Source organism: Microbacterium sp. ZW T5_45 (assembly GCF_044987415.1).
Taxonomy (GTDB): Bacteria; Actinomycetota; Actinomycetes; order Actinomycetales; family Microbacteriaceae; genus Microbacterium.
This window is the reverse complement of the sequence record NZ_JBJDRJ010000012.1, coordinates 22,775-47,401: the sequence shown is the minus strand read 5'-3', so window position 1 is coordinate 47,401 and position 24,627 is coordinate 22,775. Positions and strand designations below refer to the sequence as shown.

Annotated in this window: 24 protein-coding genes; 18 read left to right on the top strand and 6 right to left on the bottom strand. The window is 69.8% G+C overall.

Going from position 1 to position 24,627, the window contains the following annotated elements; all coding sequences use genetic code 11:
• Window positions 1-51: 51 nt before the first annotated feature.
• From ACI3KS_RS08425 to ACI3KS_RS08410, 4 genes are all read right to left on the bottom strand, one after another.
• Window positions 52-1,545 (bottom strand): ABC transporter substrate-binding protein, encoded by a 1,494-nt coding sequence (locus ACI3KS_RS08425; RefSeq protein ID WP_404917158.1) that lies wholly within the window; start codon window positions 1,543-1,545, stop codon window positions 52-54.
• Between the two features lie 27 nt (window positions 1,546-1,572).
• On the bottom strand, window positions 1,573-2,271 hold the full coding sequence (locus ACI3KS_RS08420; protein ID WP_404917156.1) for a DUF1684 domain-containing protein: 699 nt from the start codon (window positions 2,269-2,271) through the stop codon (window positions 1,573-1,575).
• A 257-nt stretch (window positions 2,272-2,528) separates the two neighbouring features.
• Complete coding sequence (locus ACI3KS_RS08415) at window positions 2,529-3,650, bottom strand: hypothetical protein (RefSeq protein WP_404917154.1); 1,122 nt, start codon at window positions 3,648-3,650, stop codon at window positions 2,529-2,531.
• Window positions 3,647-4,618, bottom strand: coding sequence for a hypothetical protein (locus ACI3KS_RS08410; protein ID WP_404917152.1), 972 nt, complete (start codon window positions 4,616-4,618; stop codon window positions 3,647-3,649). The genes ACI3KS_RS08415 and ACI3KS_RS08410 overlap by 4 nt, the downstream gene beginning before the upstream one ends.
• Window positions 4,619-4,731: 113 nt before the next feature.
• Here ACI3KS_RS08410 and ACI3KS_RS08405 point away from each other — a divergent pair, with 113 nt between their 5' ends.
• Both ACI3KS_RS08405 and ACI3KS_RS08400 read left to right on the top strand, forming a co-directional pair.
• Window positions 4,732-5,301, top strand: coding sequence for a GNAT family N-acetyltransferase (locus ACI3KS_RS08405; RefSeq protein ID WP_404917150.1), 570 nt, complete (start codon window positions 4,732-4,734; stop codon window positions 5,299-5,301).
• A gap of 8 nt (window positions 5,302-5,309) precedes the next feature.
• Window positions 5,310-5,651, top strand: coding sequence for a hypothetical protein (locus ACI3KS_RS08400; protein ID WP_404917148.1), 342 nt, complete (start codon window positions 5,310-5,312; stop codon window positions 5,649-5,651).
• Between the two features lie 15 nt (window positions 5,652-5,666).
• Here ACI3KS_RS08400 and ACI3KS_RS08395 read toward each other — a convergent pair whose 3' ends face one another.
• A complete protein-coding gene (locus tag ACI3KS_RS08395; RefSeq protein ID WP_404917146.1) occupies window positions 5,667-6,206 on the bottom strand; it encodes an Lrp/AsnC family transcriptional regulator in 540 nt (179 codons plus the stop codon).
• Between the two features lie 195 nt (window positions 6,207-6,401).
• Between ACI3KS_RS08395 and ACI3KS_RS08390 the strand changes: the two genes are divergently transcribed.
• The 5 genes from ACI3KS_RS08390 to ACI3KS_RS08370 are packed head-to-tail and all read left to right on the top strand — an operon-like array spanning window position 6,402 to window position 11,613.
• Complete coding sequence (locus ACI3KS_RS08390) at window positions 6,402-7,988, top strand: ABC transporter substrate-binding protein (RefSeq protein ID WP_404917144.1); 1,587 nt, start codon at window positions 6,402-6,404, stop codon at window positions 7,986-7,988.
• An 8-nt stretch (window positions 7,989-7,996) separates the two neighbouring features.
• Entirely contained in the window at window positions 7,997-9,058 is a 1,062-nt protein-coding gene (locus ACI3KS_RS08385) for an ABC transporter permease (RefSeq protein WP_404917142.1), read from the top strand.
• Complete coding sequence (locus ACI3KS_RS08380; RefSeq protein WP_404917140.1) at window positions 9,055-9,966, top strand: ABC transporter permease; 912 nt, start codon at window positions 9,055-9,057, stop codon at window positions 9,964-9,966. Before ACI3KS_RS08385 ends, ACI3KS_RS08380 begins: the two co-directional genes overlap by 4 nt.
• Window positions 9,963-10,781, top strand: coding sequence for an ABC transporter ATP-binding protein (locus tag ACI3KS_RS08375; protein WP_404917138.1), 819 nt, complete (start codon window positions 9,963-9,965; stop codon window positions 10,779-10,781). Before ACI3KS_RS08380 ends, ACI3KS_RS08375 begins: the two co-directional genes overlap by 4 nt.
• The gene (locus tag ACI3KS_RS08370; protein WP_404917136.1) at window positions 10,774-11,613 is read left to right on the top strand and encodes an ABC transporter ATP-binding protein; all 840 of its coding nucleotides are present in this window, start codon (window positions 10,774-10,776) and stop codon (window positions 11,611-11,613) included. The genes ACI3KS_RS08375 and ACI3KS_RS08370 overlap by 8 nt, the downstream gene beginning before the upstream one ends.
• 1 nt (window position 11,614) lies before the next feature.
• Here the strand turns inward: ACI3KS_RS08370 and erm are convergent, their stop codons facing one another.
• Window positions 11,615-12,373, bottom strand: coding sequence for a 23S ribosomal RNA methyltransferase Erm (gene erm / locus ACI3KS_RS08365; RefSeq protein ID WP_404917134.1), 759 nt, complete (start codon window positions 12,371-12,373; stop codon window positions 11,615-11,617).
• Between the two features lie 339 nt (window positions 12,374-12,712).
• On the opposite strand from erm, the gene ACI3KS_RS08360 reads away from it, so the two are divergent.
• From ACI3KS_RS08360 to ACI3KS_RS08310, 11 genes are all read left to right on the top strand, one after another.
• Window positions 12,713-13,879, top strand: a complete 1,167-nt coding sequence (locus ACI3KS_RS08360) for a CaiB/BaiF CoA transferase family protein (protein ID WP_404917132.1) — start codon at window positions 12,713-12,715, stop codon at window positions 13,877-13,879.
• Window positions 13,879-14,667, top strand: a complete 789-nt coding sequence (locus ACI3KS_RS08355) for an HpcH/HpaI aldolase/citrate lyase family protein (protein WP_404917130.1) — start codon at window positions 13,879-13,881, stop codon at window positions 14,665-14,667. The genes ACI3KS_RS08360 and ACI3KS_RS08355 overlap by 1 nt, the downstream gene beginning before the upstream one ends.
• Before the next feature lie 155 nt (window positions 14,668-14,822).
• Window positions 14,823-15,845 (top strand): LacI family DNA-binding transcriptional regulator, encoded by a 1,023-nt coding sequence (locus ACI3KS_RS08350; RefSeq protein WP_404917128.1) that lies wholly within the window; start codon window positions 14,823-14,825, stop codon window positions 15,843-15,845.
• Window positions 15,842-16,765, top strand: a complete 924-nt coding sequence (locus tag ACI3KS_RS08345; protein WP_404917126.1) for a carbohydrate ABC transporter permease — start codon at window positions 15,842-15,844, stop codon at window positions 16,763-16,765. Before ACI3KS_RS08350 ends, ACI3KS_RS08345 begins: the two co-directional genes overlap by 4 nt.
• Entirely contained in the window at window positions 16,762-17,670 is a 909-nt protein-coding gene (locus tag ACI3KS_RS08340) for a carbohydrate ABC transporter permease (RefSeq protein ID WP_404917124.1), read from the top strand. The genes ACI3KS_RS08345 and ACI3KS_RS08340 overlap by 4 nt, the downstream gene beginning before the upstream one ends.
• A 65-nt stretch (window positions 17,671-17,735) precedes the next feature.
• Window positions 17,736-19,031 carry an ABC transporter substrate-binding protein gene (locus ACI3KS_RS08335; protein ID WP_404917122.1) on the top strand — a complete coding sequence of 432 codons (1,296 nt, stop codon included), beginning with the start codon at window positions 17,736-17,738 and terminating at the stop codon, window positions 19,029-19,031.
• A gap of 58 nt (window positions 19,032-19,089) precedes the next feature.
• Window positions 19,090-20,238 carry an ADP-ribosylglycohydrolase family protein gene (locus ACI3KS_RS08330; RefSeq protein ID WP_404917120.1) on the top strand — a complete coding sequence of 383 codons (1,149 nt, stop codon included), beginning with the start codon at window positions 19,090-19,092 and terminating at the stop codon, window positions 20,236-20,238.
• The gene (locus ACI3KS_RS08325) at window positions 20,238-21,608 is read left to right on the top strand and encodes an ADP-ribosylglycohydrolase family protein (RefSeq protein ID WP_404917118.1); all 1,371 of its coding nucleotides are present in this window, start codon (window positions 20,238-20,240) and stop codon (window positions 21,606-21,608) included. The genes ACI3KS_RS08330 and ACI3KS_RS08325 overlap by 1 nt, the downstream gene beginning before the upstream one ends.
• A 43-nt stretch (window positions 21,609-21,651) precedes the next feature.
• Window positions 21,652-22,647, top strand: coding sequence for an ADP-ribosylglycohydrolase family protein (locus ACI3KS_RS08320; protein ID WP_404917116.1), 996 nt, complete (start codon window positions 21,652-21,654; stop codon window positions 22,645-22,647).
• On the top strand, window positions 22,644-23,639 hold the full coding sequence (locus ACI3KS_RS08315) for an ADP-ribosylglycohydrolase family protein (protein ID WP_404917114.1): 996 nt from the start codon (window positions 22,644-22,646) through the stop codon (window positions 23,637-23,639). The genes ACI3KS_RS08320 and ACI3KS_RS08315 overlap by 4 nt, the downstream gene beginning before the upstream one ends.
• Before the next feature lie 34 nt (window positions 23,640-23,673).
• On the top strand, window positions 23,674-24,576 hold the full coding sequence (locus tag ACI3KS_RS08310; protein WP_404917112.1) for a ribokinase: 903 nt from the start codon (window positions 23,674-23,676) through the stop codon (window positions 24,574-24,576).
• Window positions 24,577-24,627 lie beyond the last annotated feature (51 nt).

The following is a 24,627-nucleotide window of genomic DNA, read 5'->3' as shown; positions in this document are numbered from 1 at the left end:
GGGGAATGACGAAGGGGGATGCCGACTCACGGCATCCCCCTTCGTGCATCGTCAGGACTTGACGATGTCGTAGGCGAAGAACTGCGAGTTCAGCCCGTTGACCGGGTATCCGCTGAGGTCGCTGGAGGCGACCACGATCTGCGGATACAGGTACAACCATACGCTCGCGGCATCCTGCGCGATCTGCTCGTTGACCTTCTTCAGCAGCTCGGTCTGCTCGTCGACCGAGGCGGCCTGCTCGGCCTCCGAGACCCACTGCTGCACGTCGGCGTTGTCATAGCCCCAGTAGAAGTCGGGGTTGCCGTACCAGACCACGTCGCGGTCGTTCACGTGCTCCTGCAGCGTCGCCTCGAAGTCGCGCTCCTTGTAGACCTTCGTGTACCACTCGTCGGCGCTGATCGTGTTGATCTCCACCGTGATGCCGACCTCGGCGAGCTGCGACTGCAGGAACTCGGCGACAGCCGGGTGAGGGTCGTAGCTGGGGGTGTCGAGCGTGAAGGTGAACCCGTCGGCGTAGCCCGCCTCGGCGAGCTGCTGCTTCGCGAGCTCGACGTCGTACGGGTTCACGTCGGTGAGGTCCTCGTACCAGGGGTCGGTCGGCGGCACCATCGAGCCGATGAGCGTGCCGTAGTCGCCCCAGATCGACTCGAGGAGCTTCTTCGTGTCGATTGCGGAGTAGACCGCCTTGCGCACCAGGGCGTTGTCGAAGGGCGCGACGCGGTCGTTGAACGCGAGCAGCTCCTTCGTGGTCGACGTGCCCTCGCTGATCACGTAGTCGTCGCCCGTGAACTGCTCGAGCGAGTCGGGGCTCTGCACGCTCGTGATGACGTCGATCTCACCCGTGAGCAGCGCGTTGTTCTCGGCCGTCGCGTCGGTGAAGTACGTGAAGACGACCTCGGCGTTCTTCGCCGGCTCGCCCCAGTAGTCGTCCCAGCGCTCGAGGGTCAGGGTCGAGCCCTTCTTCCACTCGTCGAGCGTGTACGGGCCGGTGCCGTCCTCGGACTCGGTCAGGTCGGTGGCCTCATCGTTCACGATCCACACGTAGCTGAGGTTGTAGAGGAACGAGATCGAGCGCTCGGAGAGCGTGAACACGACCGTGGAGTCGTCGGGGGTCGCGATGTCGGAGATCACCGAGAAACTCGACTTGCGGGCCGAGACCGAGTCCTCCGAGGTGACCTGCTCGATGCTCGCCTTCACGTCGGCCGAGGTCAGCGGGTCACCCGAGTGGAAGGTCACGTCGTCCCGCAGCGAGATCGTGTAGGTGAGGCCGTCGTCCGACACCTCGGCGTCGGTCGCGAGCAGCGGCTCGACCTCGCCGTCGTCGCTCAGGCGGTACAGGCCCTCATAGACGTTGCCGGTCAGGGCCTCGGTCACGCCCTGGCCACCGCCCTGCGTGTTGCTGAGGTTGGTCGGCTCGTAGAGCGAGCCGATCGCGATCGTGGCGTCCGAGCTATCGGTGCTCTCGGCGGTGCCCGAGGCGCAGCCGGCCACGAGGGCGACGGTCGCGACGGCGCCGAGGGCACCGAGAAGGCGGGGGGATCTCATGTGTTCTCCAGGGTGAGAGGGCGGGGATCAGGCCGCGTAGATGTCGAAGCCGCCGGTGAAGACGACGTTCTTCTCGCCTGCTCGGATCGGCAGGGGGAAGCGGTTGGATGCCGGCGGGAGTGGGCAGTTGTACTGGGCCGAGAAACCGCACGGCGGCACGAATGCGCGGTTGAAGTCGAGCACGACCGACCCCGCGTCGTCGCGCAGCTCGACGAAGAGGAAGCGGCCGGATCCGTAGGTCTCGGAGCCGTTGGTCTCATCGCCGAAGACGAGCAGCAGCGTCCCACCGTCGTCGAACGCGGCGAGGGTGTATTCCCGGCCGTCGAGCTCGAGGTGGATGTCGCCCGGAACGGCGAGGTCGCGGGTGCCGCCGTTGTCGCGGATGTGCTCGAACGGCACGGTGCGGGCCCCGTCGATCGGGGTGAACCGGCCCTCGAGCACCCACGCGGGGTCGTACTCGTAGGTGTCGATGCGATCGAAGGCGCGGATCGCCGGGGCATCGGCATCCCAGACCCGCAGGCCATGCTCGGTCTCGCCCGAGTCGATGTCCTTGCGCTGGATGGGGGTGATCCGCACGGTCTCGGCCGCCGCGCTCTGCTCGGCGGCGATGTCGGGCGCGGCTCCGGTCCAGCGCGTCTCCACAAGGGCGAGGTTGCCTTCAGGGCCGGTGACGGCGGTGGCGCGGGCGGACTTCCAGGCGTCGTGCTCTTCGTGTGCGGACATCATCTTCCATTCTCTTGCATGCAGCAGGGGTGGCGTTCCAGGCCGCGTCACGCGGTGTAACCCCGCGTGCAACTCCGTGCAACCTTCGTATCGATATATTCATCTCGTCCGCGTGCGGATCGGTCCCCAGCCGAGAGCACGCGAGAGCGGGTCATACCGCCATGCGGAGAGGGCGCGAGCCTTCGCCGGTCCCGAGGGGGGATGGGGGTGGGAAGCTGTTCCCCACACGGCACCCACCCCTACATGAACCCCTCGGACGCTCAGCGGATTCCCGCCATGCGCATCCATCCGAAGATCAACACGGCGATCACCCCCGCGACCAGGCCGATCCACCGAGGTCTCCGTCTCAACCGACGTCCTTCCCGCGCGACCCCGGGCGGGGGAGTGATCAGGACATCGTCGACGGGCGCGTACGCCGAGGAACGCTCGACCCGTGTGGTGGAGTCCTCGTTCCGTTCCCGCTCCAGGAGCAGGCGGTCGTCGCGCCACCGCGCCCACTGGTCGGCCTTGGCGTTCAACGCTCCGACGACGCCGAACAGCCAGGCCCAGGTGGCGGGGTCCAGGGTCGACACCCGGCGACGGGTGTAGAGGAACATCCAGCCGTCGACGATCTCGACGTCGAGCTCGGCACTGTTGTCGATGAATCTCGCCATGACATCGGGAGTGAACAGATAGAGCGCGTCGCGCTCGTATCCTCGCGGGCAGTAGAGCTCGAAGTACTCGTTGAAGTCGCCCTCGAGAGACAGCCGCTGCACGCCACGGAAAGAGACCGGCAGGTTGCTGCCGAAACCGTTGTTGCCCTTCGCATCGAGCACGATGTGCGGCAGTGGGGCGCTGAGCTTCACCGCGACGTACCCCCAGCGATAGGTCGTCGAGCTCTTGCCCCGCTTGACCGTGTACTCGTAGTTCCCGAACTCGACGTGCCGGGGGCGACTGCCGGCGATGATGTCGGTCGCCTCGCGAGAGGTGCCGATGTCGAAGATCATCCCCGGCAGATTCGGGAGGTGCATGCGCTCGGTGTACTGGAAGCCGTTCACCTCGGCGAAGCGCCCGAGTCGCCACCGACGGATCCGCGCCGCCCGCCAGCGCACGACGCCGACGACTCCGACGGCCGCCGCCAGGATCACGGCGCCGACGACGATCGGCGTGAGCAGTGACTCCGCGCGGGCCGCGTTGCGGGACACCCACGGCGTCAGCATCACGCCGAAGGCCATCAGGAGCAGAGCGACCAGAACCACCAGCCCGATGACCGAGAACACCTGGGAGCTTCTGGATACGGTTCGCCGGCTGCGTAGCCCGGCGGCGAATGCGGTCACCGCCTTCGGGTCGACGGGGTCGGTGAGTGGGCGGGCGTCGAACGACGGACCGTGCGGCGTGCTCATCGATTGATGGTGTCGGCGTCCCAGCCGAGGTCGGCGTCTGCCGGGATCGGGAGCGCTTCGAGCCTGTCGTCGGCGCAGAGCTCCGCGATCAGGGCGGCTGTTCCCGCGACCACGGTCGAGTCGAAGTCGACCTCGGTGACGAGGGTCCACGCCCGGTCCTCGGGCCAGAGGATGCTGGGGCTCAGCGCGCTCGGCGCGAAGCCGTGCGCCTCGGCCGGCAGGTCGCGCCACGGCGCGCGCAGAACCCACCCGGGGTCGGCGAACTCCCGGGGTGCGGCAGCGAACAGCACGTGGGCACGGTCGGGCAGTTCGAGGCGGGGTCCCTCGGAGATCTCCCGCGACAGGATGCCTTCCTGCCAGGTCGGCTTGCGGAACGCGGTGTTCAGCGGATCGTGGATGCTGCGCCCGAGCATCGCCTCGTGGTGCGGGTCACCGCCGAGTCCGAAAGACAGCGTGTTCGGTGCGTGACCCAGACCGCCGGTGAGACCGCCCCAGCCGTCCCAGAGCGCGGCGATCCCGGCATCCGGTGTGCGGGTGTGCGCGGCGAGATGCCCGGAGACCACCGCCAGCAGTCCGGCGGGCAGCTGGCCCTCGTCGGGAGACGTGAACTCGCGTCCGTCCGGGGAGAGTCGTGTGCGCCAGTCCTCGCCCGCGGGCGTGCGGACCAGGCTCTGCCACTGCGCGAGCGGGTGCAGGCTCGTGCGGAACGCGGCGGCCACGTCGGCCCAGGTCGCAGGGTGTTCCTCGAACAGATCGATCAGCCGCTGCTGCTCGGCGGCCGGCATCCGCTCCCATTCGTGCGCGGTCGGGACCGCGCCGCCGGGCAGAGAGCGCACGCTCGCCGGGTGGAACACCCTCGCATAGGCCTCGTATCCGCGCGGCACGACGCCGTGCATGCTCGCCCCGAAGAAGCTGTCGATCCGGTCCACCAGCCACGATCCGACAGACGGATCCCCCATCCACTCCATGCGACCACGCTACCCGTGCGGCAGACTGTCGCCATGACCCAGGCATTCGTGACGATCACCTGCGAGACCGGCCGCACCCCGGGTCTGCTCTCGCTCGACCTCGAGTGACGCGGATGCTGTCGCCCGAGTACCCCCTCCGCACCGCGCGGCTTCTGCTGCGCCCGCTCGGCGATGCGGATGCCGAGCCCATGCTCGCCTACAAGTCGGATGCCGAGAACGTGCGGTTCGTGCCGTACGGGGTGCTGTCGATCGAGGACATCCGCGAGCGGTTGCGCACGACGTGGGCGGGGTCGGTCTTCACCGCCGAGGGCGACGCGGTCTGCCTCGGGGTGGAGGAGCAGGGCACGGGCCGGCTGGTCGGCGACGTCGTGCTGTTCTGGCGCAGCGAGCGTGATCGCGCGGGCGAGGTCGGGTACATCCTCGACCCGGCCTTCGCCGGGCGCGGATACGCGACCGAGGCCGTCGCCGCCCTGCTCGATCTCGGCTTCGACGGGCTGGGACTGCACCGGATCACGGCGCGCATCGACGAGCGCAACACGGCGTCGGTCGGCGTGGTCGAACGGCTCGGCTTCCGGCGGGAGGCGCGTCTCGTCGAGAGCAGCTGGTTCAAGGGGGAGTGGGCGACCATGCTCGAGTACGGGATGCTCGCCGCGGAATGGGCGGCTCGAGCGGATCGTCCATAATCGAGATCATGAGCATCCCCTCCCTCGATGGCCGCCGTTTCCGGATGATCTCCTCGACCACCTCGACGGTCGACCCGGATGCGCCCAGCGAGTTCCTGTACCAGGAGCGGGACGGGGCGATCTGGGGCGAGTACTCGGGCGACACCGTCACCTTCGGCCGTTTCGTCGGCACCCGCACCGGAGACACGATCTGGGTGTCGTTCGTGCACGTGCTCGTCGCGGACGGATCCGTGGTCACGGGCGACGGCGAGAGCGAGCTCGAGCTCACCGAGGACGGCCGGGTGCGGCTGGTGGAGCACTACGAGATGCACGGGCTGCCGCAGCTGAGCGTGTGCGAGGAGATCGCCTAGCGAGCTCGGAGCCGCTCAGCGCGGGGGAAGCGCGTCGCGACCGGGTGAGGCCGGCGTCCACCGGGTCATCCCCAGCGGCGCCCCTGCACGGCGTTCCGGAAGATCGACGGGCAGCAGGAACGAGCGTCGGACCACCTCGTCGAGCACGACAACGCTCACCACGGTCCGCACCTCGGGCAGCTGTGCGATGACGCTCGTCGAGAACTCGTGCACGCCGCTGACGTCGACCGCGCGGATCAGCAGCATCGCGTCGTGCTCGCCGGTCGTGATCGCGCACCATTCGACGTCGGGCATCTCGCGCACACGTTCGCGGAACGACTCCCATGCCTGCGGCATGACCGTCACGAACACGAGCGCGGCGATCGAGAGACCGGCCTTGGCCGGGTCGACGCGCGCGCTGAAGCCCGTGATCACCCCGTCCTGCACGAGGGATTCGACCCGCGTGTAGGCGTTGGCGCGGGAGATCCCGACCTTCTCTGCGAGCGCGGCGATCGAGATGCGTCCGTTCTCGCGGAGCGCGTCGAGAATTCTGTACGCGACATCGTCCAGAGGCATGCCTTTTCGTCCAGATTGTGTCGGCTCATCGATGTCGCGGCTGGACATATTTCACCTTTCGGGCGATTCGAAGATCAGTTTACGGGACCGTTACGCACTAGCGATAGACAGATCGTCGCTCATCATGGGAATCTGATCACGGTCGTCCATCTGGATGATCTTCCCGATATATCTTCCTCGTCTTTGGAGGCCGTCATGGTGTCGCGTCGCAGCACCTCGTTCATCGCTCTGGGAGCCGTCTCGCTCCTGGCCCTCGCCGGCTGCTCCGGCGGCAACTCCGCGAACGGCGGAGGCGGCTCCTCGGCCGGCGACTCCCTCGTCATCGACACCGCGTTCTCGATCGAGACCGGCGACCCCGGTCACACCTACGACCCGACCGGCAACATGATCGCGAAGGCGCTCTACGAGACCCTCGTCGACTTCGAGGGCTCCGACGTCTCCACCCCGGTTCCCGGTCTCGCCTCGTGGGAGCAGAACGACACGGCCACCGAGTTCACCTTCACGCTCGAGGGCGACCGGGTGTTCTCCGACGGGTCGCCGATCGAGGCGAAGGACGTCGTCTTCACGCTGCAGCGCATCCAGGGCATGGAAGACGCGAAGCCCAACTTCCTGCTCGGCGGCCTCACGATCACCGAGGTCGACGACAAGACCGTGACGATCAGCTCGGAGACCCCGATCCTGCAGCTGCCCGCGATCCTCGCGAACCCCGCGCTCGGCATCGTCAACTCCGACGTCGTCATCGAGAACGGCGGCGCGACCGACGGCTCCGACTCCGCGCAGAAGTACCTCGACGGCGCATCCGCCGGCTCCGGCCCCTACGTCCTCGACACGCTCGACCTCAGCTCACAGGTCGTACTTACCAAGAACGACGAGTACAACGGCGACGAGAAGGCCGGCTTCGGCCGCGTCGTCGTGCGCAACGTGCCCGAGAGCGCGACCCAGCTCGCCAACCTCAAGGGCGGCGACTCGACCGTCGCGATGGACCTGAACGGCGACCAGGTCGCCGGCATCGGCGACGGCATCACGGTGGACTCGGTGCCCTCCGGCCAGACGATCTTCCTGCTGCTGAACCAGTCGTCGGCGGTCGCCGGAGACCTCGCGAACGTGAAGATCGCCGAGGCGATCCGGTACTCGCTCGACTACGACGCGCTGCTGGAGCTCGCCGGCTCCGGCGCGGTGCAGGCGACCGGCGTCATCCCGCCCGGATTCGAGGGCGCGCTCGAGACGGGTGTCGAGCCGGATGCCGAGAAGGCCAAGGCGGCGCTCGCCGAGGCCGGCTACACCGGTCAGACGCTGAAGCTGCAGTTCCCGAACGACTACCCGGTCGGCGGCGTGGAGTTCACCCCGCTCGCGGAGCGCATCCAGTCGCAGCTGGCGGATGCCGGCATCACCGTCGAACTCGCCCCGCAGCCGTTCGCGACCGAGCTCGACGCGTATGTCAACGGCACCGAGGGCTTCGGCCTGTGGTTCTGGGGACCGGACTACGCGGACTCCGCGAACTTCCTGCCCTTCGCGCCCGGCCTGAAGGTCGGACTCCGCGCCGGCTGGGCCGCCGAGGCGAACCCCGAGATCGCGGGCATCGCCGCCGAGGCCGCCAGCGCGACGGATGCCGACGCCCGCACCGCCGCGTTCACCTCGTTCGCCGAGGCCATGCAGGAGCAGGGTCCGTTCGTGCCGCTCATCGTGCCCGGCCGCAACATCTCGTCGGCCGACTCCGTCACCGGCGCCGTGTACAACTCGGTGTGGGAGATGGACATCGCCGAGATCACTCCCGCGGGCTGAGGTCTCTCGTGACGACGGTGGCGGTGCGGAGCCAGGCCCGCAGACGCAGGTCCCCGCTGCTCGGGTACCTGATGCGCAGGCTCGGCACCTCGCTGCTCCTGCTGATCGGGGTCACGATCGTGACCTTCGCGCTCACGAACCTCGTGCCGGGCGACCCCGTGTCGGCGGCGCTCGGTGAGGGAGCATCCCAGAACCCGGCGACGCGCGATGCGTTCATCCGGGAGCACGGGCTCGATCAGCCGCTGATCGTCCAGTACTTCATCTACATGGGGAGCCTCCTGCGTGGAGACCTCGGCACGTCGCTGGTGACCGGACGCCCGGTCACCAGCGACCTCGCCACCGCGGTGCCCGCGACGATCGAGATCGCGATCGCCGCGATCATCCTCAGCCTCGCCGTGAGCGTCGTGCTCGGCACGCTCGCGGCATACCGCCGGGGGCTCGTCACCGACCAGGTGATCAGGGTCGTCACGCTCGTCGGCCTCAGCGTGCCCACGTTCTGGCTCGCCCTGGTCAGCTTCTACATCTTCTTCCTGCAGCTGCGCATCGCGCCGGGCTCTGGGCGCATCTCGCCGGCGATCACCCCGCCGCCGCGCGTCACCGGCATGTACACGATCGACTATCTGCTGAACGGTGACGGGGTCGGCTACTTCGACGCCCTCGCCCACCTCGCGCTCCCGGTCATGGTGCTGTCGCTCGTGACGATCGGTCTGCTCACCCGGTTCATCCGCACCTCGGTGCTCGAGGTGCTCGGCAGCGACTACGTCAGGGCCGCACGTGCAAAGGGTCTGCCCTCGCTGCGCGTCATCCTCGACTACGTGCTGCGCGGTGCGTCGCTGCCGATCCTCACGGTCGTCGGCGTCGCGTTCGGCTCGCTGCTGTCGGGAACCGTGCTCGTCGAGTCGGTGTTCGCCTGGCCGGGGCTGGGAACCTACGCGTACAACTCGGCCGCGAATCTGGACCTGCCCGGCATCATGGGCGTCGGCCTCGTCGTCGGCATCATCTACCTCGTCATCAACTTCGTCGTCGACCTGCTCTACGGCGTCCTGGACCCGAGAGTGAGGATCGCATGAGCCGCATCGACTCGGCATCAGGTCCCTGGCGATTCCGGTTCCGCTGGCCGCGCGCATGGCGCACCCCGCTGGGAGTGATCGGCACGGTCATCGCCCTCGCGTGGGTCGTCATCGCCTTCACTGCCCAATGGTGGGTCCCCTTCGACCCGAACGCGCAGAAGCTGCCGCGACTGCAGCCGCCGGGCATCGACACCCTGCTCGGCACCGACGGCAACGGCCGCGACATCTTCTCGCGCCTGATGACCGGAGCGACCGTGAGCCTGCCGCTGGCGCTCTCGCTCGTGATCGCCGCGCTCGTCATCGGCACGGTCATCGGCGCGCTCGCCGGCTACTTCGGCGGCTGGGTCGACGAGACGCTCATGCGCATCACCGATCTGTTCATGGCTTTCCCGACCGTCATCCTCGCGATGGTCGTGGCGGCGTCGCTCGGACCGTCGCTGTTCAACGCCGTGATCGCGGCGATCGTCGTGTCGTGGCCGCAGTACTCCCGGGTCACCCGCAGCATCGTGCTCGGTCTGCGTGGTCAGAACTACGTCATCGCGGGGCGTCTGCTCGGCCACTCGCCCGTTCGCACGCTGTTCGTCGACATCCTGCCCAACATCGCCGGTCCCGTGCTCGTGCTGGCCACACTCGACATCGGTGCGGCGATCCTGCTGCTCTCCGGACTGTCGTTCCTCGGCCTCGGCGCGCAGCCGCCCACGGCTGAGTGGGGGTCGATGATCTCGGCGGCGATCCAGAACTTCGACGCCTGGTGGCTGGGAGTCTTCCCGGGGCTCGCGATCCTCACCGTGGTGCTGGCCTTCAACTTCCTCGGCGACGCGATGCGCGATGTGCTGGATCCGACTGCGGAGATGACGCACGAGAAGCAGGCGGAGCACCAGGCAGATGCGAAGGGGGTCGTCGCATGACCGCCACCGGCAGCACCGCGCAGGGCCCGACCGCGCTGAGCATCCGGGATCTGACCATCGACATCGGTCGCCCGCTCGTGCGGGGCGTCTCGCTCGACCTCGAGGCCGGCCGCATCCACGGTCTGGCCGGTGAGTCCGGATCGGGCAAGACCCTCACCTCGCTCGCCGTTCTGGGTCTGCTGCCGCGGCAGGCGAAGACCGGCGGCTCGATCCGGCTCGGCGACGACGAGCTCGTCGGGCTCGGACGCCGCGGTCTCAACCGCATCCGCGGACGCCGCGTCGCCATGGTCTTCCAGGACCCGTCGGCCTCGCTGCACCCGCAGCTGCCGGTCGGCCGCCAGCTCACCGACCACATGCGCGTGCACCTCGGCCTGCGCGGCGAGGCGGCACGCGCCCGGGCGATCGAGCTGCTCGAGACGGTGCAGGTGCCGAACCCGGCCGACGCGCTGAAGCGCTACCCGCACCAGTTTTCGGGCGGTCAACGGCAGCGCATCGCGATCGCGTGCGCCCTCGCCTGCGATCCCGAGGTGCTGCTGGCGGACGAGCCGACCACGGCGCTCGACGTGACCGTGCAGGCCGGCATCCTGCGGCTGCTGCGCGATCTCGCCACCGAGCGCCGGCTCGCCGTGCTTCTCGTCACTCATGACCTGGGCGTCATGAGCGCGATCGCCGACGAGGTGGCCGTGATGAAGGACGGCCTGATCGTCGAGCACGCGGATCGCGAGACGCTGTTCCGCGACCCGCAGCACGACTACACCCGGATGCTGCTCGCAGCGCTGCCCGGATCCCGACTCGAGGAGGACGACCATGAGTGAGGCTTCGGTCCTCGAGGCGAGCGATGTCGTCGTCCGCTACCCCGGGAACCCGCCGGTGGTGGCGGTCGACGGGGTGTCGCTGAGCGTCGGCGCGGGCGAGACCGTCGCGCTGGTCGGCGAGTCCGGCAGCGGCAAGTCGAGCCTCGCCCGCGCGGTCGTCGGCATCGAGAAGACCGCCGGCGGCACGGTGCTGTTCCGCGGCGCGCCGGTGGCGCCGCTCGGCATCCGCCGCCGCCCGCTCGCGCTCACCGGCATCCAGATGGTGTTCCAGGACCCGTCGACGTCGCTGAACCCGCGGCGCCGCATCGGTGACCAGATCGCCGACGGCATCGCCACGGCGCGGGCGCGCGGAGCCGAGGGCTCGACGCCCGAGGAGTGGCTCGAGAAGGTCGGACTGCCGACCGCGGCGACCTCGCGGTTCCCGCACCAGTTCTCGGGAGGGCAGAAGCAGCGCATCGCGATCGCGCGCGCACTCGCCGCCCGCCCGTCGCTGCTCGTGGCCGACGAGCCGATCTCGGCGCTCGACGCCTCGACGCAGACCAGCGTCGCCGGGCTCATGCGCGACCTGGTCGCCGAAGCGGGAGCGGGGATGCTGTTCATCTCGCACGACCTCGCGGTCGTGCGGCGCATCGCCGATCGCACGTTCGTGATGTTCGCCGGCCGGGTGCTCGAGTCGGGCCGCACGGATGCGCTGTGGGCGCAGCCGCAGCATCCCTACACGCGTGCGCTGCTGGCGGCCATCCCCGAGCCCGACGGGGCGGGGCGCATCCCCGCGGCCCCGTCGGCGGACGAGCGGATGCTGTGGTCCGAGGTTCCTCCCGTCCTCGGCTGAGTCACCGCCGCAGGGCGTGCCACAGTGATGCCCATTGGCGCGCGTCGAGGTCGCGGGGCAACGCGCGCGTGGCCTCCACTCGCGCGACGGCGGCGGCCGCTGCCGCCCTGTCGACGCGCGCTGCACCCTGAACGATGCGGTCGAGCCGACCGCCGCGACCCGAGAAGACCGCGCGGACGAACGCCTCGTAGGCGCGTCGATCGGCGTGCGGCACGAGTGGTGACCCGCGGCGCGTGATGGTGAGGATGCCGCCGTCGACGCTCGGGCGCGGCGAGAATCCCCAGCTCGGCACCCGGCCGTGCAGGCCGAAGGTGAACCACGGCGCCTGCTGCGCGGTCATCAGGGTGTGGCCGCCGATGCCCGCTCGTTTGCGGGCGACCTCCCACTGCGTGATCAGGATCGCCTCCTCCCACCGCGGCTCGGCGAGGAGCCGCCGCAGGATCGGGGTCGTGAGGTGGAACGGCACATTGCCGACCACCGTGGGTGTGCGCACCGGATGCCGCAGTGCATCCGCATGCACGACCTCCACGTCGGGCAGGGCGGCGCGCAGCCGGCGCACCCGGTGCTCGTCGATGTCGATGGCCGTGAGGGTGCGGCCGGTCGCCGCCAGATGCCGCGTCAGGGCGCCGTCGCCAGAGCCGAGCTCGAGGATGGGGCCGTGGGTGGCGCGTACGAGCGCCATGACGGTGCGGATGGTGGGGGTGTGGGTGAGGAAGTTCTGGCCGAGTTCGTGTCGGCCGCCGTGCAGAGAACGAGACATGAGCGTGCTCCTGATGTCGGTGGAGCACCCCGGGAGGCGGCGTGAGGGTACGCGAAAGCGCCCGTCCGAGGTGCAGAGGATCTCGGAGGACGGCGCGCTTCTGCGAGCGTGAGCGGGCGCGCCGTCAGGCGCGGCGGTCGCGGAAGGTGAAGAAGAAGCGCCCCGTCACGGGCACGCTGTTTATTGTTCCCACGGGTGACAGGCTAGCAAAGGCGCCGACACCCGCGTCTCGGTCGGGCCGTCGATGCGGGGCTGCCGCCACGCTCCGGCTGTGACTATCATGTCCCGGTGTCGGGCCAGGAAGATCTGAAAACGTTTCCAACGCCTCCGCTCGAGGGGGTGCGCGTCCTCGATGTGTCGACGCTATTCGCCGGGCCGCTCGCGGCGACATTCCTCGGCGATTTCGGTGCCGATGTGATCAAGGTCGAGCATCCGCGGAGGCCCGATGCGTCTCGGGGCCACGGCCCGCAGAAGGACGGCGTCAACCTGTGGTGGAAGACGCTGGGGCGCAACAAGCGCACTGCGACGATCGACCTGGGGCAGCCGTCGGGAGCGGAGGTGCTGCTGCGTCTGGTCGCCGATGCCGATGTCATGATCGAGAACTTCCGACCGGGCACGCTCGAGCGCTGGGGGCTGTCGCCTGAGCAGTTGTTCGCGGCGAACCCCCGCCTCGTGCTCGCGAGGGTCACGGCCTTCGGGCAGTTCGGACCCTACTCCGCGCGCCCGGGGTTCGGCAGCCTCGCCGAGGCGATGAGCGGTTTCGCGGCTCTCACCGGCGACCCCGATGGGCCGCCGACGCTGCCGCCGTTCGGCCTCGCCGACGGCATCGCGGCACTCGCCACCTCGTACGCCGTGATGGCCGCGCTGCGCGGAGCAGAGCGCGACGGTCACGGCCAGGTCGTCGACATGGCGATCATCGAGCCGATCCTCATGCTGCTGGGTGGCCAGATCACCGCCTGGGACCAGCTCGGTCTGGTGCAGCCGCGCACCGGCAACCGCTCGGTGAACAACGCCCCTCGGAACGTGTACCGCTCGCGCGACGACGTGTGGCTCGCGGTGTCGACGAGTTCGCAGTCGATCGCCGAGCGCGTGATGCGGGTCGTCGGACGTGCCGAGCTGATCGAGGAACCCTGGTTCGGGTCGGGGCACGAGCGGGCGCTGCACGCCGATGAGCTCGACGCCGCGGTGCAGAGCTGGATCGGCGCGCACGACTCGGCCGAGGTGATCGCCGCCTTCGAGGAGGCATCCGCAGCGATCGCCCCCGTATACGACGTCCGGGGCGTGGTCGAGGATCCGCAGTACCGGGCGCTGGGCACGGTCGTGCGTGTGCCCGACGATGAGCTGGGCGACGTGGCGATGCAGAACGTGCTGTTCCGACTGTCGCGCACACCGGGATCGATCCGCTGGGCCGGGCGTCCCCACGGCGCGGACACGGAGGCGGTGCTGCACGATGCCGGATACGGGGATGCCGAGATCGCCGACCTGCGCGACGCGGGAGCGGTCTGATGCCCCGCACCGGTCTGTACGTGCCCGGCGATCGCCCCGACCGGTTCGACTCAGCAGAGCGCAGCGGTGCAGAGCTGGTCGTGTTCGACCTCGAGGATGCGGTGTCGGTCGAGCGCAAGGCAGCCGCGCTCGACGCCGTGCTCACCCGGCTCGGGGGTGCGCCGATGGATGCCGCGGTGCAGGTGCGGGTGAACGCCGGGGCCGATGCAGAACTGCGGGCCCTCGCCGCACTGCCGCCGGTCGTCGGCATCCGTCTGCCGAAGGTCGAGACGGTGGACGACGTCGAGCGGGCGGCCGCGCTCGCTCCGGGGAGGCCGCTGACCGCGCTGCTGGAATCGGCACGGGGGGTCCTGAACGCGTTGTCGATCGCCGAGCATCCCGCGGTCACCGCGTTGGCGCTCGGCGACAGCGACCTGCGCAGCGAGCTCGGCGGTGGTGAGCCGGTGATCGATCATGCGCGTCTGTGCGCGCTCTATGCGGCCAGAGCGGCCGGACTCCCGCCGCTCATGGCGTCGGTGTACCCGGCGATCCGGGATCTGGACGGGCTCGCCGCCGACACGCGTCGTGTCGCCGAGCTCGGTCTGGTGGGGCGCATGGCCGTGCATCCGACGCAGCTCGCAGTGATCGCCGCGGTGTTCGCCCCGGCCGAGGCCGATGTGAGCTGGGCCGAGGAGGTGCTGGCCGCGCTCGCGCGCGGCGGAGTCGCCACGCTGAGCACGGGGGAGATGGTCGACGCCGCGATGCGGGGGAGGGCCGAGAGCATCATCGCCGCGCGCGGACAGGTGTGACGCGCGGCATCCGACGACGCTCTGCCACGGCATCCGCCATCACCTCTTGACAGCCGCAGGCCATGCGCCTACATTTCCTGCAGCCCAACCAGCGTCGATTTGGAAACGTTTCCACGATCGGTCTCTGGAAACGTTTCCACTCAACGAGGAGAACCATGGGAACGAAGCCGACACTGCACGAGGTCGCAGCCGCCGCCGGCGTCTCGCTCGCCTCGGCATCGCGGGCGCTGACCGGACGGTCCGCGAGTCCCGAGATGATCAGGAAGGTCCGTACCGCAGCGAAGCGCATCGGATACCTCCCCGATGCGACCGCCCGATCGCTCCGTCTCGGCGGCCACCGTCAGGTGGTGTTCGCCGTCGACGACATCGGCAACCCGAACTACGTGCAGATGCTGCGCGCGATCGAGCAGGAGCTCGGCGAGACGACCCGCATCAGCGTCTCGGCGACCGGCCGCCGGCCCGACCAGACCGTCGAGCTGGTGCGGATGCTCAGCCTCGGGGCGGGCGACGGACTCATCATCTCGCCGCTGAGGGTCACCCCCGCGCTGCGCCAAGCGCTCGCCGACACCGTCGTGCCGGTCGTCGTGATCGGCACCCTGCACTCCGAACTCGGCATCGATACGGTCTTCGTCGACTCCGCGGTCGCGGTGGGCATGGTCGTCGACCACCTCATCGACCTCGGACGCACCCGCATCGGCATGATCCACGGCCCCGGCAACACCAACCCGGGTGCCGCCCGCCGGGCAGGTTTCGTCGCGGCGGTGCAGAGGCACGCCCTCTCCCGCCCCGACGAACTGCAGACGACGGCCCTCGACTTCACCGTCGGCGCCGGCGTCGAGGCCGCCGAGCGACTGCTCGCTGCGACCCTCGACGAGGGCCTCGCGATCGACGCGATCGTGTGTGCGAACGACCTCATCGCGATCGGCGCGATCGACGCCCTGCGTCGCCGGGGCCTGCGCGTGCCCGAGGACGTCGCGGTCACCGGAATCGACGACACCGAGCTCGCCGCCCTCTACAGCCCGCCGCTCACCTCGGTGTCGCTGCAGTCCGAGCGCCGCGGCCGCATCGCGGCCCGGATGCTCAGCGAACGCTTCGCCGACCCGAGCCGCCCGCCGCGCAAGGAGACGGTCGAGGCCACCCTCGTCATCCGGGCATCGACGGTCGGAGCCGTAGCATGAGCGCGCCCGCGGTCGCCGCGCCGCGTAAGCCGGGCGGCCTCGCGCGCAGCAGGCGCAACGAGGCGATCGGCCTCGTCGTCCCCACGCTCATTCCGATCCTCGCGCTGAGCGTCGTCCCGCTGTTCATCGGCGTCGCGACGGCCTTCACCGACTCGCGTCTCGCCCGCAACAACGAGGCGAAGTTCATCGGGTTCGAGAACTTCATCAGCCTCGGCTCCGACGTGCAGTTCTGGCAGTCCTTCGGGATCGGCATGATCTGGGCCGTGACGGTCACGGCTCTCCAGGTCATCGGCGGGCTGTGCCTCGCGCTGCTGCTGAACACCGATCTGCGCTTCCGCGGGATCACGCGCGTGCTCGCCCTCATCCCGTGGGCGATGCCGCCCGTGGTCGTCGCCGTGATGTGGCAGATGATCTACTCGCCGACCAACGGCCCGCTGAACTGGCTCATCGAGGCACTCGGCGGTCCCGCGAACATCAACTGGCTCGGCGACTTCGGACTCGCACTGCCCGCCGTGATCCTCGTGGGCGTCTGGGTCGGGATGCCGCAGAACACGGTCGTGCTGCTCGCCGGACTCCAGCAGGTGCCCGGCGAACTGCTCGAGGCCGCCGCCGTCGACGGGGCCGGCGCCTGGCGCCGATTCGTCAGCGTCACGCTGCCGGCGCTGCGACCGGTGATCTTCTCGATCGCCAGCCTGAGCTTCATCTGGAACTTCAACTCCTTCGGCATCGTCTACGTGATGACCGAGGGTGGGCCCGGCGGCCGCACCATGCTGCCGATGCTCTTCACCTACCTCGAAGCGTTCAAGACGCGCAACACCGGCGGGGCCGCGGCGATGGGCGACGTGATCGTCATCTTCCTGATCCTGATCCTGGTGATCGCCCTGTGGCGCCAGTTCCGCCCCGAGAGGAGCGCACGATGACTCAGATCACCGAGACCCGCAACGTGGTCACGCTCAACGCGACGAAAAAGCAGCGCCGTGCCGCTGGAATGAAGGCCAAGAAGCCTCTCGTGCGCATCCTGCAGTACATCGCGCTCGCCGGGTTCCTCATCTTCCTGGGGTTCCCGCTCCTCTGGCTGATCTCGACGGCCTTCAAGTCGTCGGCCGAGATCAACTCGCTCGCGGTCAACCTCTTCCCGCTGCAGCCGACGCTCGACAACTTCGTCGCAGCCCTCGAGCGTCAGGGGCTCATCCGGGCGGCGGGCAACAGCCTGCTGGTCGCTGTCGCGACGACGATCGTCGTCACGCTGCTGTCGATCCCCGGGGCCTACGTGATGGCGCGCTACCAGGGCAAGCTGCGCACGATCGGGGTCGGCTACATCCTGGTCAGCCAGATCTTCCCCGTCATCCTCGTCGTCATCCCGCTGTTCTTCATCCTCCGATCGCTAGGACTCGTCGACTCGCTGCTCGGCCTCGTGATCGTCTACTCGGTGTACACCCTGCCGTTCTCGCTGTGGATGCTGCAGGGCTACGTCGCGGCGATCCCGTACGACGTCGAGGAGGCGGCATCCATCGACGGGGCCAACAAGGCACGGACGCTGCAGCGCATCGTCTTCCCCCTGCTGATGCCCGGCCTCGCGGCCACCGCGATGTTCAGCTTCGTGTCGGCCTACAACGAGTTCTTCTTCGCGCTCGTGCTGCTGCAGTCACCCGAGCAGTACACCCTGCCGATCGCGCTGAGCACCTTCATCGGCGGCGAGGGCAAGGTCGCGGTCGGCCCGCTGGCCGCCGGCGCTCTGCTCTCGAGCATCCCGAGCATCGTGTTCTTCACGCTGCTGCAGAAGCGGCTCGCGGCGGGCATGCTGTCCGGCGCCGTGAAGGGCTGACATGAACCGGACCACCACCCGCACCACCACAGAGATCCAACCCACCACAGAGAAAGAGGTATGAAGTGAAGAAGCTTCATCGCGCATCACTCGCGGTCGCCGCAGCGGCCGTGACGGCGCTCACCCTCGCGTCCTGCTCGCAGGGCGGCGGCGACACGACCGACGACACCGGCGACGGCGAGCCGGTATCGATCACCTTCCAGTCGTTCTCCGATCAGCCGGCCGCCATCGAAGCGACCAAGGAGATCGTCGACGCCTGGAACGCCGACAACGCCGACATCCAGGTCGAGATCGTCCAGGCTCCGACCGACAGCCTCGACGACAAGCTGACGACCCAGTTCGTCGGCGGGGTCGCACCCGACATCATCCACTACGAGGTCCTCGGCATCGTGCCCTTCGCCCGCGACGGCTACATCGCCGACCTGAGCGATCTCCTCAGCAAGGACACGATCGACGACATCGACCCCGGTGTCCTCGAGTCCGTCACCGTCGACGACCAGATCATCGGCGCCCCGACCGAGCTGCAGACCTACGTGGTGTTCGCGAACAAGACGCTCCTCGAGAACGCCGGCGTCGAGATCCCGACCGGTGACTCGATGACGTGGGACGAGCTCGCCGAGATCGCCGCCGCGACCACCGCCGGCGATGTCCATGGCATCACCTGGGGTCTGAAGAGCCCGACCGCGGCGTTCATGAGCCTCGGGATGGGCTTCGGCTCGCAGTACTTCACGGGCGAGGGCGAGGACATGAAGGTCGACGTCAGCGACTCCGACCTCGAGGTGCCGAACCGCGTGCGCGAGATGATCGTCGACGGCTCCGTCGACCCGATCGGCGTCACCCAGTCCGGTTCCGACGTGCTGGCGACCTTCTACGCGGGCAAGGCCGCGATGACGGTGCAGGGGTCGTACCAGGTGGCGAACATCGCCACGGACGCACCGGCCGACATGGACTGGATCGTGCTGCCACCGCTCGCGGGCTCCGAGGGGGCGGTCCAGGCCGCGAACCCGCAGACGCTCTCGATCAACATCGACTCCGAGCACCAGGAGCAGGCGGCGAAGTTCCTCGACTACTTCATGCAGACCGACAACCTCGTGAAGATGAACATCGCCGACGGGCTCATCCCGACGACCGTCTCGGCTCGCGAGGCCCTCGCCGAGCAGACGGCCGATCAGAACGGATGGCCCGAGATCGTGAAGTCGGCCGAGGGACTCGACGGCCCGGTGTTCCTGCAGGCCAACGGCTTCGTCCGGTGGAAGGACACGGTCGCCACTCCCGCGTTCCAGAAGTTCCTGGGCGGCGAGACCGACGACAAGGCCCTGAAGTCCGAGCTCGACGACGGCTGGGCACAGGTCAACGGTTGACGACGATGGGGGCGGATGCCGCAGCATCCGCCCCCATCCCATGAGGGAAGGACACACCATGACCTGGATTCGCGAACGCACGGCCGCCGTGCTCGCAGGGTCGGCCATCGGCGACGCCCTGGGCGGAGCCGCCGAGGGGTTCAGCCCCGACAAGATCAAGGAGCGCTACGGAGGGCGCATCACCGGCATCGTGCCGCCGTACCACCTGGACTGGCAGACCGCTCGACCGGTGAGCCCGTACCACAAGGGTGACGGCCACATCACGGATGACACCCTGATGACGCAGGCGCTGATCCGCGTCTACGCCGAGCGCCGCGACCACATCGACGCCTTCGCTGTGGCCGAGCTGCTCGTGCCGCTGCTGCAGACCGAGATCCGCTGGATCCCGGAGCTCGAGCGCGAGTCGATCCTGCTGCAGCGCATCTTCCTCGCCGAGAAGTGGCTGGTGACCCGTCTGCAGTACGGGCACATCGACCCCCGTGAGGCGGGCGTCGGCAACGTCGTCAACTGCGGTGCTGCCATGTACATGGCCCCGGTCGGCATCGTGAACGCGGGCAACCCCCGGGCCGCGTACACCGAGGCGATCGACATCGCCGGTGCGCACCAGTCGAGCTACGGCCGTGAGGCAGCCGGCGTGTTCGCCGCGGCGGTCGCGGCATCCGTCGCCGTCGGTGCGACCGTCGACTCCGTGATCGACGCCGCGCTGCGTGTCGCTCGCGACGGCACGGCCGCGGCGATCAGAGCGGTCGTCGACGCCGCTCGGGCGCTGCCGGCCGACGCCGACGACGATGCGATCGGTGCGGCGCTGCGCGCGGCGATCCGTCCGTTCGACACGGTCGGCGACGCCTATCGGGAACCGCTCATGGACGCCAGGGTGCCGTCGCGCACCAAGTCGATCGAGGAGTTGCCGGTCGCCCTCGGGTTCCTCGTCGCCTACGAGGGGGCGTTCCTGCCCACCGTGCTCGGGGCGGTGAACTACGGCCGCGACTCCGACTCGATCGCGTCGATGGCCGGCAGCGTCGCGGCGGGACTCGGTGGGCGCGAGGCGATCCCGACCGACATGCTCGACACGATCGCGGCCGCCAGCCGGGTGGACTTCGACGAGTACGCCGCGCTGCTGTCGGACGTCGCCGAGGACATCATGGCGAAGGACGTCGAGCGCGCGGAGGCCGACGTGCGTCGGGTGGCCGTGCTGCGGGAGGCGTGATGCGGCTCACCTGGGCCCAACCCGAAGACCTCGTGCCGCACGAGATCGTGCAGGCGCGCGCCGAGGGCAAGGACGTCGACGCGATCGCCGCACGCTGGCAGGCCGCCGGCGGTGGACTCGACCCGGTGCGCGGAGGGGCGACCCCGGATGCCGCATCCGACGAGCTGCGCGCGCTGGCCCGCGCCCTACTCGTCGAGCTCGACGAAGTGCCGACGCCGTCGCCCGACCCGCAGGACTGGGCGGGCGTGCGCGTGCTGCTGAACGCTCTGCCCGCACCGCTGCCCGTGCCCCGCGACGACGTGCTGCTCGACCGGATCCACGGCGCGTGGGCCGGTCGCTCGGCCGGCTGCCTGTGGGGCAAGCCGGTCGAGAAGATCCCGCGACAGGGCGTCGAGGAGATCCTGCGGTCGACGGGCCGCTGGCCGCTGGAGGATTACTTCACGGCCCGCGGTCTCGCTCCCGAGGTCGCCGCACGGTGGCCCTGGAACCGGCGATCGTCGGTGAACTCGCTGGTCGAGAACATCGACGGGATGCCGGAGGACGACGACCTCAACTATCCGCTGCTGAACCTCCGGGTGCTCGAGACGGCGGGCCGAGGCTTCACGACCGAGGACATCGCGCAGGCCTGGCTCGCCGACCTCCCCGCGGGGCGCACGTTCACGGCCGAGCGCATCGCGTATCGCAACCTGCTCGACGGCTATCGTTCCGATGAGGCCGGCCGGGTGCGCAATCCGTTCCGCGAGTGGATCGGCGCGCTCATCCGGACCGATGTCTACGGATGGATCAACCCGGGCGACCTCGCCGAGTCGGCCCGGCAGGCGTGGACGGATGCCCGACTCAGTCACACCGGCAACGGCCTGTGGGGTGCGATGTGGGCGGCCGCGCTGACCTCGGCGTCGCTCGTCGCGGCATCCGTCGACGAAGTGCTCGACCTCGCAGCCCGTGCGGTGCCCGCCGGCACCGCGCTCGCCGCGGCGATCGCGCACGGTGCGGACCTCGGTCGCTCGTCGACCGAGGACGCGGCCGCGCTCGACGAGCTGCACGCGACCTACGGGCACCTGCACTGGGTGCACACGGTCAACAACGCCGCACTCATCGCATTCGCCCTCGCCCGCAGCGGCGGCGACTTCGTCCGCGGGGTCCCGCTCGCGGTGATCGCCGGATGGGACACCGACTCGGCCGGCGCGACCGTGGGCTCGGTGCTCGGCGGCCTCGCGGGCCGTTCGGGCCTGCCCGCCCGATTCATCGATCCGCTCCGCAACCGCATCGCGACGAGCCTCCCCGGCCTCGACGGTGTCGCGATCGATGACCTGGCCCGTCGCACCGTCGACCTGGCCCGTCGCACCGCCGACCTGCTGCCCGCCCGCTGATCAGACCCCCAGACCTGACTCGCCCCCAGAGACAAGGACCCCCATGACCTCTCCCACCCCGAGCCTGAAGGACCGGGCCCGCGGCTCACTCGCCGGCCTTGCGATCGGCGATGCGATCGGCCGCCCGGTCGAAGGCTTCTCCGCCGCCGAGATCCAGGCGGCACACGGCCGCGTCACCGGCTATCTCGACCCCGAGCCGGCCGGCAGCGACGACACGGAGTACGCGCTGCTCACGGCGAAGACCATCCAACGCGTCGGCACCGGCGCCACCGCCGACGATTTCGCACAGACCTGGATCGACGACGTGCTGCCGCAGGCCGACGACTTCAAGGGCGGCGGCTTCAGCGAGATGGCCGCGATCGACAATCTCCGACGCGGCATCCGTCCTCCGCTCAGCGGCGACACGATGCACGGGTGGAGCGATGGACTCGCGATGCGTGTCAGTCCGCTCGGCATCGTCGCCGACGGCGACGCCGATCTCGCCCGACGTCTGGCCGAGGCCGACGGCGCGGTGAGTCACACGACCGAGGGCATCTGGGCCGGGGTGGTGGTCGCGGTGGCGGTGACGACGGCTCTCACCGGAGCGGATGCCGCCGCCTGTTACGACGCCGGACTCCGAGCGATCCCCGCCGACAGCTGGACCGCGCGCAACCTGCGCGACGCCCGTGACCTCGTGAACTCCGGTCTCGACCACGACGCCCTCGCGCTGGCACTGCACGATCGGCTGGCGGTCGTCGACTACTTCTGGGCCGATCTCGCCCCCGAAGCGGTGGGTCTCGCGATGGCCTCGGTGCTGCAGGCCGAGGGCCGCGCGGCCGACAGCATCCTGTTCGCGGTCAACATGGGACGCGACGCCGACACCACGGCCGCGATCGCCGGCTGCATCGGAGGGGCGATCTCGGGGATAGACGACCTGCCAGACGAATGGGTCGCGGGGCTGCGCCCCGTGGTCGGATCGTGCATCCGCTCGATGGCCAGCATCCATCCGCTGGATGCCGCCGACACCCTGACCCGCATCGTCGAGGAGGCGCGCGCATGACCACCCCCGTGATCGACCTGTTCACCCGCGGCATCACGGCGGGCGAATCGGCCTCGTCGATGAACGCCGATTTCCGCGTGTACGCGCTGCCGCCCAAGCGGGTCAACCGCGTGCGCATCCTCGCGAAGCTCGGCGACGACGATCGCACCACCACGGTTCCTCGTCCGTTCACCCACGCGGCTCCGCCGTCGACCCTGCACCCCGGCGCGGGGGAGAACCTCGAGTGGTTCGCGTTCTCGGCCCGTCAGCAGTCCCGCGATGCGGGCCTCGACGAATGGCGCGAGCTCGCCGACCTCGAAGCCGACCCCGAGTCGGGCCTGCGGGCGCGCATCGGCACGAAGCTCGCACTGCAGAACCTGCGTCGCGGTCTCGAGCCGCCGCAGTCGGGTCACGACAACGCCCACTACTTCGACGACATCGCGACCGTGCGGGCACTCGCCGCCGTCGCGGCGCATCCGGCGTCCGCGGCACTCGAGGCGGCAGAAGCGGATGCCGAGATCACGCACGCCCTCGACGGGGTCTGGTGCGCGCGGGCGTCGGCGGCGCTGTTCGCCGCGCTGCTGGCGGGAGCCGACGCGGCGGATGCCGTGCGACTCGCGGTCGAGGAGCTGCCGGCCGACACCTGGAGCCGCCGGATGGCGGCGACCTCGCTGCAGGTCGGTGCCGAGGCCTCGGGTCCGCTCGATCGAGCGCGCCGGTTGAGCACGCAGGTCGGCGACTGGGTCTACAGCTACCCGATCGCCGCGCCCGAGACCTTCGGGTTCCTGCTCGCGCACGTGGCCGCGGCCCGCACCGCCGACGACCTGATGCTCGGTGCGCTCGCCCAGCCGCGGAATGCGGCGAGCCTGCCCGCGCTGGCCGGCGCCGCGGCGGCCGCTCTGTTCGGCGAGGAGTGGATTCCCGCGGGGCTCGAGGCCGACGGCATCCGGCTCACCGGTCTCGGCATCCCTGCGCTCGCCGGCCTCACCGTCGGCGAGGCGATCGCAGGATGATGGGTCGCACACACCCCTCGGAAGGCTTCCTCACATGAGCGTGATCGTCATCGGCAGCGCCAACCTCGACACCGCGGTCTCGGTGGATCGTCATCCGGGGCCGGGGGAGACCCTGCTCGCCCGCGATGCCGTGAGCGGAGCGGGTGGAAAGGGTCTCAACCAGGCTGTCGCGGTGGCGCGCTCCGGCGCCGACACCTGGTTCGTGGGCGCGGTCGGCGGCGATGATGCCGGGCGTCGGCTGCGCGATGTGCTGCTCGACGACGGGGTGCGGCTGCGCGTGGGGGAGTCGGCCCGTCCGACCGGCACCGCGTTCGTGATGGTCGCCGATGGCGGCGAGAACGCGATCGTCGTGGTGCCGGGGGCCAACGGAGACGAGTCCCTGCTGCGACGCGAAGCGGATGCCGCGGTGGCGGAGCTCGCGCAGGGCGACGTCGTGCTCGGTCAGCTCGAGATCCCGCTCCCGGTGGTCCGCTCGGCCTTCCGCGGGGCGCGCGACCGGGGAGCGACGACGATCCTGAACGCGGCTCCGAGTGCTGCTCTTCCCGACGGCCTGCTCGATGCGGTCGACATCCTCGTCGTGAACCAGCACGAGTGCCTCGATCTCGCCGGCCCCGAATTCTCGGATGTCGAGGCGGCGGCGTCCGTCCTCGCCGCGACGGTGCCGACCGTCGTGGTCACCCTCGGCGAGGAGGGTGCGCTGCTGCACAGCGGCGGAGCGGTCCAGCGGGTGGAGGCGTTCCCGGTGGACACCGTCGACACCACGGCCGCCGGCGACACTTTCTGCGGGGCGCTCGCCGCCCGCCTGGCCGCCGGAGACGACCTGCAGGTCGCGGTGCGATTCGCCTCGGCCGCGGCGGCCCTGTGCGTGCAGCGTGCGGGGGCGTCGGCATCCGCTCCGACCCTGTCGGAGATCCGGGAGTTCCTCGCCGGGCGCTGAGACGACGGAAGGGGTCACGGCCGCACTCCGCATTTGACATACCGACCATGC